Annotated in this window: 12 protein-coding genes; all 12 read left to right on the top strand. The window is 54.7% G+C overall.

What is annotated here, in order from left to right:
* Window positions 1–79 precede the first annotated feature (79 nt).
* On the top strand, window positions 80–2,281 hold the full coding sequence (locus QN215_RS08680; protein WP_369343913.1) for a DUF2207 family protein: 2,202 nt from the start codon (window positions 80–82) through the stop codon (window positions 2,279–2,281).
* 69 nt (window positions 2,282–2,350) lie between these two features.
* Window positions 2,351–3,217 (top strand): aldo/keto reductase, encoded by an 867-nt coding sequence (locus QN215_RS08675; RefSeq protein ID WP_369343912.1) that lies wholly within the window; start codon window positions 2,351–2,353, stop codon window positions 3,215–3,217.
* Between the two features lie 112 nt (window positions 3,218–3,329).
* The gene (locus QN215_RS08670; protein ID WP_369343911.1) at window positions 3,330–4,007 is read left to right on the top strand and encodes an isochorismatase family protein; all 678 of its coding nucleotides are present in this window, start codon (window positions 3,330–3,332) and stop codon (window positions 4,005–4,007) included.
* Complete coding sequence (locus tag QN215_RS08665; protein WP_369343910.1) at window positions 3,976–5,049, top strand: polyphenol oxidase family protein; 1,074 nt, start codon at window positions 3,976–3,978, stop codon at window positions 5,047–5,049. Before QN215_RS08670 ends, QN215_RS08665 begins: the two co-directional genes overlap by 32 nt.
* A 101-nt stretch (window positions 5,050–5,150) precedes the next feature.
* Window positions 5,151–5,810 carry a Fic family protein gene (locus QN215_RS08660; protein WP_369343909.1) on the top strand — a complete coding sequence of 220 codons (660 nt, stop codon included), beginning with the start codon at window positions 5,151–5,153 and terminating at the stop codon, window positions 5,808–5,810.
* Between the two features lie 157 nt (window positions 5,811–5,967).
* A complete protein-coding gene (locus QN215_RS08655; RefSeq protein WP_369345124.1) occupies window positions 5,968–6,672 on the top strand; it encodes a pyroglutamyl-peptidase I in 705 nt (234 codons plus the stop codon).
* A 139-nt stretch (window positions 6,673–6,811) separates the two neighbouring features.
* Window positions 6,812–8,197, top strand: coding sequence for a DivIVA domain-containing protein (locus QN215_RS08650; RefSeq protein ID WP_369343908.1), 1,386 nt, complete (start codon window positions 6,812–6,814; stop codon window positions 8,195–8,197).
* Window positions 8,198–8,319: 122 nt separating this feature from the next.
* The gene (locus tag QN215_RS08645) at window positions 8,320–9,660 is read left to right on the top strand and encodes a C1 family peptidase (RefSeq protein ID WP_369343907.1); all 1,341 of its coding nucleotides are present in this window, start codon (window positions 8,320–8,322) and stop codon (window positions 9,658–9,660) included.
* A 268-nt stretch (window positions 9,661–9,928) separates the two neighbouring features.
* Window positions 9,929–11,068 carry a 3-deoxy-7-phosphoheptulonate synthase gene (locus QN215_RS08640; RefSeq protein WP_369343906.1) on the top strand — a complete coding sequence of 380 codons (1,140 nt, stop codon included), beginning with the start codon at window positions 9,929–9,931 and terminating at the stop codon, window positions 11,066–11,068.
* Window positions 11,069–11,237: 169 nt separating this feature from the next.
* A complete protein-coding gene (locus QN215_RS08635; RefSeq protein WP_369343905.1) occupies window positions 11,238–12,428 on the top strand; it encodes a 3-deoxy-7-phosphoheptulonate synthase in 1,191 nt (396 codons plus the stop codon).
* A 253-nt stretch (window positions 12,429–12,681) separates the two neighbouring features.
* Window positions 12,682–12,876, top strand: coding sequence for a 50S ribosomal protein L28 (gene rpmB, locus QN215_RS08630; RefSeq protein WP_094692672.1), 195 nt, complete (start codon window positions 12,682–12,684; stop codon window positions 12,874–12,876).
* Between the two features lie 257 nt (window positions 12,877–13,133).
* Window positions 13,134–14,651, top strand: a complete 1,518-nt coding sequence (locus QN215_RS08625; RefSeq protein WP_369343904.1) for a formate--tetrahydrofolate ligase — start codon at window positions 13,134–13,136, stop codon at window positions 14,649–14,651.
* Window positions 14,652–14,755 lie beyond the last annotated feature (104 nt).

Genomic DNA, 14,755 nt, shown 5'->3' with positions numbered 1-14,755 from the left:
TGATAACCCAATACGTAGTGATGACCCACTACACAGTGATGTTCCACTCCGCAGTGACGACGCAGAAAACCACAGTCATATGTGGAATGTGAAACGCCTCATCGGATGTCTGCTCGCTTCTGTGATAGTTGCCGCCGTCGCAACCGCCATTCTCGTAGGCATTGGCGTATCGAGCTTTGACAAGGCCGATCTCTCCTACAATTCACTCGATTACAAGACGCAGGTGCTGAAGAACGGTGACCTGAAAATAGAGCAGCGCGTTTCCATCAGGCTCAATAAGCGCGAGGACGACAATGGCGACACCAAGCCCTGGCGTCAGATGTTTCAGCAATACACGATGAATCAAGGCGGCCTTGCCTCGATCTCCAACGTTTCCGTCCGAAACGTCACAGATAACACGACATATAAGCAAACCAGACCGATTCCTCCCAATGAGGTCTCACAAACCGCCGATTGGGATCAGACAGAAGCGAATCATTGGTATATCGCGGATGTCTCCAACGCCAGTTCACCGATGCCCTACGATGCAGCCACTGCAAGCGAAGGCAGCAAGTACCCGGTGGAAATCGGCTGGAACATTCCTCAGACGGATTCTGCCAAAGCCATGGTGTTCGATATTTCCATGACCTTCCACGGTCTTTCGACAGCCCATCCCGACGTGACCACCTTCCAGTGGGAACCTTTCGGCCACACCAATCAGGTTCCCATCGACACCGTCCATGCAACTGTCAGCTTCCCGGACGGGATCAACGCAAAGAATTCCTGGGCATGGCTCCATTACGGCGGTCAATCTACGACCTCGCGTGCGGCAGACGGCTCATTGAAGTTCTCAGCCCAGAATGTGAGCGCGGGTGAACACCTTAATCTGGTCGCCATGTTCGATTCCTCGGCCAGCAGCGGTGTTGCGAGAACAAGCAGTTCGAAGGCGAAGCAGCGCATCATCGATGACGAAACCCGGCAGGAAACCAAAGCCAGGAACCAGGAACGGGTCAAAGCGCGCGTAACCATCATCGCTTGGATTGTCGGCGGCATCATTGCGCTGTTGCTGAGCATTTTCGCCGTCCGTGCGGCATTTAAGACATATGGGGCATCGCGATACCATGGCGATTTGGAATATTGGCGTGATCCTCCTGACATGAGTCCCGCGTCTGCGGCTGCGATGTCTGATCTGGTTATCGGGAAAAAGTCGGATACGGCCTCACGCCAAATGGCAGCGAGCGTACTGTCATTGGCCTCAAAGCATGCCATTTCGATATACCCCGGACCACTGTCCGTCTATGACAACGTCGATCTGACCAAGGCCAGTTCAGTACAGATATCAAGCGCTATTGCGGGCGATGACAAGCGTCTTCAGAAGGCTCTCGCATCAACGTCAACAATGGTCATCCATCCTGTGTGCTCAGACAATCGTGAGGCACTCAAGTTGAGCGAATCGGAAGACGCGGCGCTGCATTTGCTCGAATGCGCGGCGCAGAGGCTCTCTTCGCAGGTGTTCGATCTGAAGCAGATGCAGAAGAGTTTCAAGAAATGGGAGTCAGGGTATAAGGAACAGGAAAAGTTCGCCAATGCCGTCAGCTCGGAATTCGCATTGCTGGGTGCGACTGACACGCGGGGCAGTTCGATAACCTTGGGCGTTTCCGGTGTTGTTCTTGCCCTTATCGGCTGTTTCGGTGCCGGACTTACGCTTGGCGGAGGAAGCTTCGTCATTGGCATTGCATGCAGCTTCGTCTTGATGGTGTGCTCGTTGTTCGCCATCGGATACGGCAAGGTCACGGTGCTGAACGAACAGGGACAGACCTATGCGGGCCAGATACAGGGTCTGCGGCGCTATCTGCTCGACTTCAGCTCCTTCGAGGATCGTGGCGTGGATGATCTTGCATTATGGGATCGCTATCTGGTCTATGCTGCTGCATTTGGCATCAGCAACGAGGCCTTGCAACAGCTTGCTCGTGCCAACGCACAGTTGAGCGACCCCGAGTGGCTCGATTCGAATGCCGCTGATTCCATGCTCTATTGGACCTTCCGACCATGGTCGTTCACCGCCATGGCCTATGGCTACGGAATCGGAGGATTCGGCGCAGCCGCTCCTGGAATGCCCGCACCTGCAAGCTTCAACACTGGCATCGGAGATATAGGCGGTCAGCTGACTTCCAGCTTCTCGTCAATCAGTTCAACGATTCACGCTGCTGCCCCCTCATCATCCTCTGGTGGCGGCTTCTCTGGAGGTGGCTTTGCCGGTGGCGGCGGTGGAGCAGGCGGTGGATCCTTCGGCGGTAGGTAAACAAGCGTGCAACGACATCGCCAACGTGTAGGGTTGGAGTGATTATCTTCAAGTTGAAAGGGGTTCCTTATGGAACTACTCCGTAGAAAGCTGGGTCAGCGCAGCACCACCGCCATTGGCTTTGGAGAGATGCCCTTGACAATCGAAGGCAAGCCCAGTCATGAACAGGCGGTAGAGACCATTCATGCCGCATTGGATGCCGGATGCCGTCATATCGATACCGCCTGGGCCTATTATGAATCAGGTGGCGAGGAGGAAACCGGCGAGAAGCTCGTCCGTCAGGCATTGCAGTCATGGAGCGGTCCTCGTGACGAGGTTCTGGTTGCGACCAAAGCCGGACATTTTAGGAATTTCACTGACGGCAAGCCAACATGGGATGTCGATGGCCGCCCCGAGAGTCTGATCCGGTACGGTAAGCAGTCAGCAGAGGCACTGGGCGTGAGCAGCATCGATCTGCTGTATTTCCACCGTCCCGATCCAAAGGTGCCGTATAACGAATCCATCGAAGCCATCAAGCAGCTGGTCGATGAAGGAGTTGCCAAGGAAGCTGGAATTTCGAACGCCAGCATCGAGCAGATCGACATTGCTCGCGGCATACTCGGCGACAAGCTGGTAGCTGTTCAAAACCAGTATTCACCAATCTACCGCGAGACCGAAGATACCTTGGAATATACCAAGCAAGTAGGTCTCGCATTTGTCTGCTGGAGTCCACTGGGAGGCTTCCGCAGGGCAAAGGACGAAAGCAAGTTCGATCCATTCAAGGCCGTAGCCAAGGCGCACGGTGTCAGCTATCAGCAGGTTGTGCTCGCATGGGAACTGAGCAAGGGCGATCACATGTTTGCGATTCCGGGCGCTCACCGTCCAGCGACCATCCTGGATTCACTCAATGCCGGTCAGCTTGAACTGAGCGCCGACGAATTGGCAACCCTGGGCTGAGAGCCGACTCGGTATCGTCGCGCTACCTTGCCATGGGGCGTGACGGTATCGAGTTCCGGCAGGGGATCGTCCATCATTCAATGTGTGTCATCGGTCGGGAGGATAGAGACATATGACTGTTGAAAACCCATTAGGCGCTTCACTGCACCATGAACAGACTGAAGGAACAAAAGGGAGCCGCGCACTGATTATCGTCGATGTGCAGCCCACCTTCTGCGAAGCTGGCGAACTCGGTGTAGAGGGCGGCAATGCGGTGGCGTCGGCGATTGCCGACTTTGTGAAAGAACATCGCCAGGATTACGGCTATATTGCCACGACTCAGGATTGGCATATCGAACCGGGACATCATTTTTCCGATAACCCCGACTTTGTCGATACATGGCCTCGGCATGGTGTTGCAGGCTCCGCGAATGCGAAGCTTCATCCTCTGATTGCAGCGCTGGGTGTCGAACACCATTTCAAGAAGGGTCAATACGAAGCTGCATATTCTGGCTTTCAAGGCATTGAGGACCTTGGTGGCCCTGAGATTCCTTCGCGTGAGGAATTCGCACAGATGAGCAAGGCCGGTCACACGCTGAAGCACGAACTTGACGAGCATCATGTGAGCAATGTTGATGTGGTGGGCATCGCAGAATCGCATTGCGTGAAGGAAACGGCTCTGGACGCTCAAAAATATGGATTGCGTGTGCGCGTGTTCACCGATCTGACGGTTCCCGTGAGCAAAGACTTGGGAGAAAAGGCCCGCAAGGAGATGAACAATGCAGGAATCATCCTTCAACCCTCACGCTGAAAGCATCGCTTCCGCACAGATTTTGGACGATACGCGCATCGATGACCACGATAGTGCGGGCAATCCGATTCCCGTGACCATACCTATAGACTTGGCTCCCAGCGTGCGCGTCACTTACACGACGAGACTCGGTGGGATTTCGACCGGCAGCTTCGCCCAGCTCAACTTGGGTGGCAAAGGTGGAGACGAGCCGCATCATGTGCTTGCGAACCGCAGAGCACTATCACAGTCGCTCCATGCACCACTGTCATTGGTCAGCCAAGTGCATTCCGGGCATGCCATCGATATCGATGACGTATGGGAAAGCAATGCCGACTTCGGCTTCGATGCGAGTGGCACGACGGCTCATGACACGACTGTTCACGACACGACGGCTCATGATTCGGATTTGGACGATAGTTCGGTTCAGGGAATAGAGGGTTCCGTGATTGATGCTGACGGCCAGGTTTCGGAGCACTCAGACGTGGCGCTCGGAATGTTTGCGGCCGACTGCCTGCCTGTGCTGCTTGCCGATCCAGACAGGCACATCATCGCCGCTGCCCATTGCGGAAGAAAAGGACTGCAACGTGGCATCATTGCCGCGACCGTCGCGAAGATGCTGGAGCATGGCGCGCAGCTTGACAACATCGTTGCAACGCTCGGCCCATGCATCTGTGGCGACTGCTATGAGGTTGGCGACCAGATTGCCGCAGACTTTGATACGCAGTTCCTTGGCACGGCAACCCAGACGAGGTTCGGAGGCAAGGGCATCGATATTGCAAAGGCGGCGACCATGGCTCTGCACGATGCTGGAGTGGTCCGTCTCATATCTTCCATGCCGCGCGTGAATGCGGCCACACAGTATCTGGAACACGATCAGGAACTCGATGATCTGTGCAGTCAGGACGGTGAAGGGCCGGCATCGCTGGCGCAGCGCATCGCAAGCATTCGCCACAGTCTGTGTACCTTGGAAAACCCGCTGTGGTTCTCACATCGCCGTTCGACGCTCGCCCACAACTCTCACGAAGGTCGCATGCTTGCGCTGATTTCACAGCATTGGTGACTCACACGCCATCAGCTGCATGAAAGTGATTGCTGAGGCGTAGCGTGGTGTAGACAGTAGAATGGCGCTCAACGATGCGAGTACTGCTGAGGGGGTGAATCATGGCTGAAGAAACGAGTCAGCGTAGTGAGCTGATGACAGTTCATGGTCTGTCGAAGCTACTGTATGAAATGGGCAGAACGTTCGACAATCTCTCGTCGACTCGGCTGGCAACCGAAGAGTTTCTACGCACCAATAATCCCAAGGTGCTCGGTAGCCGTAACGATCTCGCTCTGCTCAGCGATCTCAAGGATGCTGCAGACTATGCGTTGAAATATGCGCAGCGTTCCATCGACTTCGCATATCTGTGTGGAATCAATGCACAGATGACACGTACCGCTTCCATCGAACCAGGCAAGATTCGGACGGCAAGCAACATCGTCGTTCATACCGCGCTGGGGGATTATGTCCCGCCAATTCCCAAGGAAAGTGAACTGAGCCTGACGATATCGCACGCCTCTGTAGAGTCTGACCCTCTCACGGCAGCTTCGACCGCGTTTGTCACCATTGCACGTAGCCAGCCATTTGGTGACGGCAACAAGCGTTCAGCCCTGCTGCTGTCGAACGGCTTGCTGCTGCACCGCGGATATCAGGGCATGCTTTCTGTTCCCGTTGAAGATCCAGATAGGCGGGAGTTCAATGCCAGACTCTCCGCCTGGTACCTCCAGGGCGATGATTCAATCATCGCATGGCTTTCTGCATGGAATCGTCGAGCTCGCTGATGAACCCCCGACACTGTCAGGTTGCGCAAATTCCAACGCTCTCGCTGCCGTTGGAGGATAGCCGTGCTCGCGCGGATTTCACAGCATTGATGACTCACACGCCATCAGCTGCATGAAAGTGATCGCTGCAGTAGATTCTGTGCTTAGACTGGTGCGTATGGAACGGTTTTCTGTTATTGTGTCCGGCTTTGACCGGTATGAAAGTGTCGATGTGAATCCGTCGCGCGAAGTTCCTGAAGCCTTGGAATCTCAAGGGTTGATACTTGGCTCGAAAAGTGAGACAAACTCGACTTCAGCGCTTGATGACGACGTCAGTCTCGATTGTGAGATAAGCATTCATAGCGTGATGCTGCCTGTCAGCTTTACGAATGCGTGGCCAACCCTGAAAAGCGCGATTGACAAGTATCATCCCGATATCGTCATCGCCACCGGGTTGAAACACGCAGCCAGAGGCATCGCGCTGGAACGATGCGCCACGAATCTTATGGATGCTGCCCGTCCCGATGCCGACAATGTCAAGCCGCGCAAGATTGCGATCGTGGAGGAAGGACCGGCGGCGTATTGGACGAGGCTGCCGTTACGCTCGATACTTGAGGATTTCTCCGCGCACAGCATTCCAGCAACCCTGAGTTCCGATGCGGGAACCTACGTGTGTAATTCCCTGTTCTATCATCTGCTGAACTGGACTTCGCATCAGCGCAAAGTGCTGTCAGGCTTCGTGAGCTTTCCCCTGGTGAACGAGCATGGAGGGAATCTCTATGGCCTGCCGCTGAAGCAGCAGATCGCTGCAGGACGTGACGTGGTGAAGGAAAGCTTGCGATATTTTCGGGAGCCGGCCAACACAGATGTGGCAATCGTCTGAGAACACTCTGAAAAAGTGCTGAATGTTGCGCTGAGAGTGTGTGAAATCATTGCAGCTCAGACCTTTCCGCAAGTATTGGATATAGAGTCATAACAGGTGCGTTGACGCACAAGAACGGAATCGGTGAATAGGAGTTTCGATGGTGGATAATTTCCCTGTGGTGTTGCGTGGATATGACAAAGATAGAGTCGACGGTGCGCTTTCTGACATGCGTCAGAATATTGTCCGCCTGCGTGAGCAGATCAAGGCTTATGACGCGAGGGTGTTGAAGCTGGAGTCAGAGCTTCAGGACGAGAAGGCACGCAAGTCTACCGTTTCCAAGGATTCCTTCGCTTCATTGGGTGCCAATGCCCAGCAGCTGCTTGCCTCGGCCGAGCAGACGAGCACCGAACTGCTGAATCGTGCGAAGCAGGATGCGAACACCATCAGAACATCCGCTCAGGAGCAGTCCGACACGGCAATCAACAACGCGCATATCGATGCGAAGCGCGTGATCGAAGATGCTCAGTCAAAGGCGAAATCGCTTCTTGAATCGGCAAGGGACAAGGCGCAGACCGTTACGGCCACCGCGAGCCAGCAGGCCGATCAGTTGCAGTCCACAGCCGATAAGAAGGTTTCCGAGCAGCGTCAGGCAGTCGAACTTGAGCTGCGTAATTCGCGTGAAGAGCATGAAAAGCGCATGGCGGCCGAACGCGCCTCGCAGGAGCGCGACATTGCAGCCATGCGGGCCGAGGCAACGAAGGAGACTGCACAGCAGCGTCAGGTTGCCGATCAGGAGATCACCCAACTGAAAAGCGAAGCCAACGATCAGATTCAGAAGGCGCTTGCGGAGGCCAACAAGAAGCTGGCAGACGTTCGCGAACAGGTATCGCGCAACCTCACCGAGGCGAAGCGCAAAGCTGGCGAGATAACCGATGCCGCGCACGTCAAGGCTCAGCAGATCACCGATGAAGCCGTGGTCAGCAGAGCAGAAACCCTTTCGAAGGTTTCAGCCGAAGTCCAGCAGATTCGCAAGGACATCTCACAGCAGCAGGATGAGGCTACAGCCAAGGTCAATGAGCTGTTGAAGAACCTTGAAGAGCGTCGTGCGCAGACCGAGAAGGAATCTCAGGAGTTGCTTGCCCAGGCAAAGAAGGCCCGTGAGGATGCCGACGAATATGCCGCACATAAGCGTGAGGATGCCGAGCGCAAGGCTGACCAGATTCTTGCCAAGGCATCATCGGATGCGCAGGTCGAGGTTGAGAATCGTCGCCATGCAGCCGAGCAGGAGCTGAAGGGGCTGAAGACCAGCATTTCCAAGTTGCAGCATCGTGAGGCAACCATCACGGCTCGCGTTGACGATTTGCGTTCCATCTTTGCGAAATCCTTCGGAGCCCTTGATTTTGCCGGCGACAGTGCAGACAAGAGTACGGATCGGAATGCGGATCAGAGTGCAAATCAGGGTGCAGCCGCGCCAGCTCCTGCATCAGAGCACGATGACGCAAGCAATGAGAACGATGCACAGAATGATCAGAAAGCCGCATGAATGCTCTGAGACAGTACTGCGATGCCGTGAATGGTCAGAGTTCTGCGGGGAATAGTACAGTGCGAAAGTGCATAAGTAAGTGATAGGAATATCAAAGCGTAGATTGCTGAAGGGTATACGTAATGAGTGAAAATCTACAACCATTGGGGAAAGAACAGCTTGAGCAGATGTGCGAGGGCTTCGACAAGCAGGGCACCAACCGTGTGGCCATGAATGCCGTCACGAATGCGGGCATCAACGAGGTAGCCAGAAATTACGACAAGTCACGTCTGTTGCAGCGCCGTTTTTCTGTCTCGGTCGACAATGGCGATGTGACGTCGCAGGAGCATTCAGGACGTTGCTGGCTGTTCAGCTCGCTGAACGTGGCACGGTTTATCGCCAAGAAGTCGATGAATCTCAAGGAGTTCGAGTTTTCGCAGAACTATGCGATGTATTACGACAAGCTTGAGCGCATCAACTACTTCCTGCAGGATGCTGCCGAACTGGTTCGTTCGGGTGAAACGAGCGACTCAAGGCTGATGCAGCATATGCTCAACGATGTAATGGGCGACGGCGGTCAGTGGACGATGGCGATGAATGTCTACAAGAAGTATGGTGCGGTTCCCAAGGATCTGTTCCCAGAGACTGCATCATCCCGCAACACTTCTGAGATGAATGTGCATCTCCGCTCCCTGCTGCACCAGGCGGTGGCCCGTATGTATGAGAACGCAGGCGACATCGATCAGATCGTGAAGACCACGCTTGAGGCCGGACACCGCGTTCTCACCATCAACCTTGGCACTCCTCCAACCAGCTTCGACTGGGAGTGGACCGACAAGGATGGCGAGTTCCACCGTGACGGACAGATCACACCTCAGGAGTTCTGGAAGAAGTATGTGAATGCTGGCTTGGAAGACTATGTCTGCTTGGTAGACGATCCGCGCAAGGAGCACCCGAAGGGTCAGAAGATTGCCATCGAGCATCTGGGCAATGTCGTTGGTGGCGATGCCACTGAGTATCTGAACGTGCCAGTTGACTTCATGAAAAGCCTGGCATCGAGGATTCTCTCCGAAGAGTCGATTCCAGTATGGTTCGGCGCTGACTGCCATCCGATGATGGACCGCAAAAACGGTGCGTGGGCAACCGATCTTTTCGAATATGGTCGCGTCTACGATTTCGATTTCGACCTCGACAAGGAAGAGTGTGTACGCTACAACGATTCGGCTATGAATCATGCGATGGCGTTCGTGGGTGTCGACGTTGCCGATGACGCAAAGACCACACGCCGTTGGCGAGTGGAGAATTCATGGGGCTGCAAGATCGCCGACAAGGGTTACTTCACGATGGAGGATGCTTGGTTCTCTGAATTCGTGTATGAGGTTGCCGTTCCGAAGTCCATGCTTCCGGCCGAGTATCAGGAAGCCCTCAAGAAGCCGGCAATCAAGCTTCCTGCATGGGATCCGATGGGTGCTTTGGCTCGATAATCGGGTGTGAAGAAACCACATTGCGAGTTTTGCGGCAATTCTGAAGTACAGAGGCGACTTTTTGGCTTATTCTCGACGTAGAAAGGCCGATTTGAGGCTTGTATACTTCAGAATTGCCGCAAAACTCGTATTTCAGTGGGCAATGCTGGTAGCAGAGCCTGTTTTTGGTAGGGAATTCCAGAATTCAGACGAAAATTCGCCGAAAACGGGTATTGTCCGCTAGGCTTGACGGGCGGTATAGCGGCAGCAAGGTATGGTGGAGGAGAACATGGCAGAATTGCGCGGTCCCGATAGCTCTGAAGATGAGCAGTCACGATTGAGCCGCCAAGCGGTGTTCCCTGAAACGGTTGATATCAACATTCGCCAGCTGGATCCGATACCAGCCCCGCGAGCGTTCATCAAGGAATTGCCACTTGGCCAGGCTCAGGCGCGATTCGTACTCCATTCCAGGCAAGAGATTCGAGACGTACTCAACGGAGCTGACGACAGGCTGTTGGTTATCGTCGGTCCCTGTTCGATTCATGATCCGAAAGCTGCTGCCGAATACGCATCAAGGCTGGCCAAGGTCTGCACTGAACTCAAGGATCGTCTGCTGATCGTGATGCGGGTGTACTTCGAAAAGCCACGAACCACCGTGGGGTGGAAGGGGCTGATCAACGATCCTGATCTGGATGGTACCTTCGACATTCGCAAGGGCATGTGGCTTGCACGCAAGGTCTTGCTTGACGTGGTATCCAAAGGAGTTCCTGCGGCAACCGAATGGCTTGACCCGATCACGCCGCAGTATCTTTCTGATGCCATAAGCTGGGGTGCCATAGGAGCGAGAAATACCGAAAGCCAGGTTCACCGCGAACTGGCCAGCGGACTCTCGATGCCCATCGGATTCAAGAATTCTACCGACGGCAATGTGAAGGCGGCTGCTGACTCGTGCTATTCCGCGTCAGCAGAGCATCACTTCCTTTCAATCAATCTGGATGGTCATGTCATTGCTGCTGAGACAAGGGGAAACCCCAACTGCCATCTCATTCTTCGCGGATCATCGCATGGGCCAAACTACGATGCGGAATCGGTTGCATCCGCAATGCGTGAATTGCATGATTCCAAGGCCAGTGGTCCTAGCGAGTATGGCCTGATCATTGATGCCGCACATGGTAACTCCGGCAAGGATGAAAATGTTGAGGCATGCGTCGTAGAGGACATTGCCGGAAGGATTGCATCTGGTGAGCGGGGCATCACCGGTATCATGATGGAGAGCTTCCTGCAGGGCGGCAATCAGCAGCCCGGCCCATTGCGTTCATTGATCTATGGGTGTTCGGTAACCGATCGGTGCATCCCGTGGTCGAGGACCGTCGAGTTGCTGCACACATTGGCTCAGAGCGTTGCCGTTCGTCGAGAGCGAGCAGCTTGACATCTGCGTGTGCGGACTACAATCAGGGTGCACGAGGTGTACCTGCTGCACGCACTATCGGACATGGTGTAATTTCCGCAGTGTAATGCGCGTTGTGATGCACAGCGTGTACATGCAACGATTGGCTTTGAGGCAGCATATTCAGGAATGTCATACGGAGGTGGAGGATATGGCCGACAACTCACATGAGTCAGAAGGTGGTCAGATTCATGCCATCCACGAGGCGATAGCCGAAGGCAGGAATCCTCTGTCGATGCAGGGGATCAGCCGTTGGGAAAATGAGGTCGGCATTGATCCGATCATCAATCGCAGAGTCTTGGAGCTCGATCCGTTGCCAGCCCCTGCCGATGTGCTTGCAGAGTATCCACTGACCGCGAAGTCACGTGAATTGGTGGCGTATTCACGGGACGAGCTGCGAGCCTGCCTCTATGGGCAGGATGATCGTCTCGTGGTTATCGTCGGGCCGTGCTCGATTCACGATCCGAATGCGGCGCTTGATTACGCGCATCGACTCGCTGCCGTGAAGAAGGAGCTTGATTCCGAGCTACTCATCATCATGCGCGTATATTTCGAAAAGCCTCGCACGACTGTTGGGTGGAAGGGGCTGATCAACGATCCAGATGTTGATGGCACCCATAACATTCGTAAGGGTCTTCTGCTTGCGCGCAAAACGTTGATAGGCGTGCTCGATCAAGGTCTAGCGGCTGCGACTGAGTTCCTTGAGCCGACATCGCCTCAGTTCATTGCCGATGCCGTGACGTGGGGTGCCATTGGAGCGAGGAATACAGAGAGTCAGATACATCGACAGCTTGCCAGCGGACTGTCTATGCCAGTCGGTTTCAAGAATGCTACCGATGGCAGTGTCAAAGTTGCGATAGATGGGTGCTATACGGCAGCACAGCGTCATACATTCTTCGGCATCGACCATCAGGGACGTGCCGCTGCAGTCGAGACGCTTGGCAATCCTGACTGCCATGTGGTGCTGCGAGGCTCTTCGCACGGACCGAACTATGATGCGCCGTCCGTTGCAGAGGCGATGAACAGCATTCGTCAGGAGATGTCTGAGGATTCTGCGGCAGGACATGGTCTTATCATCGATGCGGCGCATGGCAATTCAGGCAAGAACGAGAAGCAGGAGATTCGCGTTGTTCGCGACATTGCGCAAAGGCTCGCAGCTGGGGAGCGCAATGTCACGGGTCTTATGATGGAAAGCTTCATCGAGGGGGGCAACCAGCCTGCAGCGCCACTTTCGACATTGGTCTATGGCAAATCGATAACGGATAGATGCATCTCATGGCCTGATACTGAGACACTTCTGCGCGAATTGGCCGATGCCGTGCGTTCCAGGCGTTGGAACTAGGAGCTTTCTGCGTGACACTTCAACAGCCATCGCAGTCGATGCCTATGTGGGGTTGTTGCACACTCTGCCTTAGTTGCGCTTGTTCATGAATTGCGGTACACTCGTGAAATTGTGTGTAAGGCAGGTGCGTAGCTTGCCGGTCACCTCACAGGCTTGATTGTCAGAGAACTAGAGCAACACACGTACAGTGCGCACGCGTACATTGGTTTCATGCGGCGTGCAACATATGTACACAGACATAAAGGGAGTTATCATGGCAGCTCGTTGCGCAGTATGCGGCAAGGGACCGCAGACAGGTTTCAGCGTTTCGCATTCACATATCCGCAATAAGCGCAGCTTCCGTCCGAACCTGCAGGCGGTTCGTACCAGCGTCGACGGCAAGAACTTGCGCGTCCGCGTATGCACCAAGTGCCTCAAGGCCGGGAAGATACAGCGCGTAGCGGCCTGAATGCCACTCGTTTCTTTGTAAATCTGAACAGCATAAGTGTGCGGTTCGTCTGAATTCATAGCTCTTTCAGCTCTGTTTTCATTCGGAACGCACACTTTTTGTTTTTTTCAAGCACGCTCGAAACCCGGCCCGAATCTTTGGGCAGGGTGAGCGCTGTGGGCAGGGACTCTGGCACGGCGTGTTTCGCTCTTCGAAAGAGCCATGTTATATAACAGGCCTTCGATATGATGGGTGAGTCGCGCTACAGAGAGGATTCCATGTCAGTTTACGAGAATTATGTGACTCAGTACGGATCGTTCAAAAAGATCGACGCCTTTGGCTATCTGGATTATCTGGAGAGCCATCCTGATGAGCCGAGGAAGCACGGGAAAGTCGTGCTGGTCACTGCAGATACGCCGTTGAAGGCATCGCGTGGTGAGGGGAAAACCACAACGACCATCGCACTTATCGATGCACTTCGCGCTCGTGGAATCGATGCCGCAGCGGTGCTCAGGCAGCCGAGCATGGGCATCACCGCAGCGGGTTCAAAGGGGGGAGCGTCAGGCGGCGGCAAGGCTTCGCTGACGCATCCAGAACTTGTGGATTGGGGTCTGTGCGGTGAGATGGCAGCCATTGCAGCTGCTCAGAATCTGCTTGTTGCCTTTGCAGAGAAGGCCGTGGACGATGGGCGGTTGGATACCATTGAGGTGCCCAGGGTCTCTGAAACCCCATCGCGTTCGCTGCGTCGCATTCGCGTGGATGATGGGAAAAATAACGTTGCTGAGCGCGTTGTGCTTACTCCCACTTGCGAGTTGACCCAGATTGTGGTGCTTTCGCGAAGCATGGACGAGATCGGCACGCGAGTTTCGAATATGGTTGCCGGTGAGAAAGATGGCAATCCTGTGCGCTTCGGTGACTTCATCGATCTGTGGCGCATCACCAACATTCTGACCGAGGCAGTGAAGCCGGCCTATACGGAAACGATGCAAGGCTCGCCGGTATACGTGCATTGCGGACCGTTTGCGAATGTTTCCATTGGCATTCCAAGTCTGGTTTCCGTCGAAATGGCGTGTGCACGACATGACGTGGTTGTCGTGGAGGCAGGATACGGCACGGATGCCGGTGCACAGAAGTGGCTGGATATTGCAGCTCGTGAATACGGCGCGCAGTGGCCATCCGCTGCCATCGTCGTGACGCGTGCAACGACATGGCGCGATGATCCGGCGCTGCGCTGGAGATATCCGTTCCATGTCAATCGTTTGGAGAGCCTTGGAATTCCTGCCTTCCCCATGATCAATCTCTGGGAAGGGGAGGACGATCAGGTTCCCGAGCTGCGTCAACAGGCCTCTCGATTGAAGTTCCGCGAACCTATCGTTGGCAACCTGTTCCGCGACGGTGGCGAGGCACTGGTCAATCAGCTGGACGGATTCGTTGCAGCCATGCGCGATGAAGGTACTGCTTCAGCGCCGGGCAGTCACAAGGGCATGGATATTCTTGAGCATGTCCGTTGGATTGCGGACAGTGCCTATGGCGTTCCCGCAGAGCGCGTCGTCATGCGCGATGGATTCAGCGAATCGCTTCAGCATGCCCGTAAGCTGTGTGCGGCACTGGGTAAGGATCTGAACGACTATGCGGTTGTCGCCGTGAAGTCGCCTGCGACGATGACGGACAATGACAGCGCACCCGAAGGATCTCGTTCCGTGACGCTGAAAAAGGTTGAAGTGCATGCTGGCGCAGGTCTTGTTCAGGTCAACCTGACCTCATCACTGACGACACCTATGCCCAAGATCGTCTGAAGTTATTGCATGAGGTTATTGCATGAGGTTCGTGAACGCGGTGTTGATGTTGAGGTCTGTGCGCACACTGCATTCCTCAAATCGTTGAAATGGTGAAATGAATC

The sequence above is a fragment of the Bifidobacterium sp. WK041_4_12 genome (assembly GCF_041080795.1).
Classification (GTDB): domain Bacteria; phylum Actinomycetota; class Actinomycetes; order Actinomycetales; family Bifidobacteriaceae; genus Bombiscardovia; species Bombiscardovia aquikefiricola.
Note: the sequence above shows the minus strand (reverse complement) of the source record. Positions and strands in the feature narration are given on the sequence as shown.

Coding starts and splice junctions, on each gene's coding strand:
- QN215_RS08640 (WP_369343906.1), top strand. CDS start 9,929: ATGGCAGAATTGCGCGGTCCCGATAGCTCTGAAGATGAGCAGTCACGA.
- QN215_RS08670 (WP_369343911.1), top strand. CDS start 3,330: ATGACTGTTGAAAACCCATTAGGCGCTTCACTGCACCATGAACAGACT.
- QN215_RS08675 (WP_369343912.1), top strand. CDS start 2,351: ATGGAACTACTCCGTAGAAAGCTGGGTCAGCGCAGCACCACCGCCATT.
- rpmB (WP_094692672.1), top strand. CDS start 12,682: ATGGCAGCTCGTTGCGCAGTATGCGGCAAGGGACCGCAGACAGGTTTC.
- QN215_RS08680 (WP_369343913.1), top strand. CDS start 80: ATGTGGAATGTGAAACGCCTCATCGGATGTCTGCTCGCTTCTGTGATA.
- QN215_RS08660 (WP_369343909.1), top strand. CDS start 5,151: ATGGCTGAAGAAACGAGTCAGCGTAGTGAGCTGATGACAGTTCATGGT.
- QN215_RS08625 (WP_369343904.1), top strand. CDS start 13,134: ATGTCAGTTTACGAGAATTATGTGACTCAGTACGGATCGTTCAAAAAG.
- QN215_RS08665 (WP_369343910.1), top strand. CDS start 3,976: ATGCAGGAATCATCCTTCAACCCTCACGCTGAAAGCATCGCTTCCGCA.
- QN215_RS08655 (WP_369345124.1), top strand. CDS start 5,968: ATGGAACGGTTTTCTGTTATTGTGTCCGGCTTTGACCGGTATGAAAGT.
- QN215_RS08635 (WP_369343905.1), top strand. CDS start 11,238: ATGGCCGACAACTCACATGAGTCAGAAGGTGGTCAGATTCATGCCATC.
- QN215_RS08650 (WP_369343908.1), top strand. CDS start 6,812: ATGGTGGATAATTTCCCTGTGGTGTTGCGTGGATATGACAAAGATAGA.
- QN215_RS08645 (WP_369343907.1), top strand. CDS start 8,320: ATGAGTGAAAATCTACAACCATTGGGGAAAGAACAGCTTGAGCAGATG.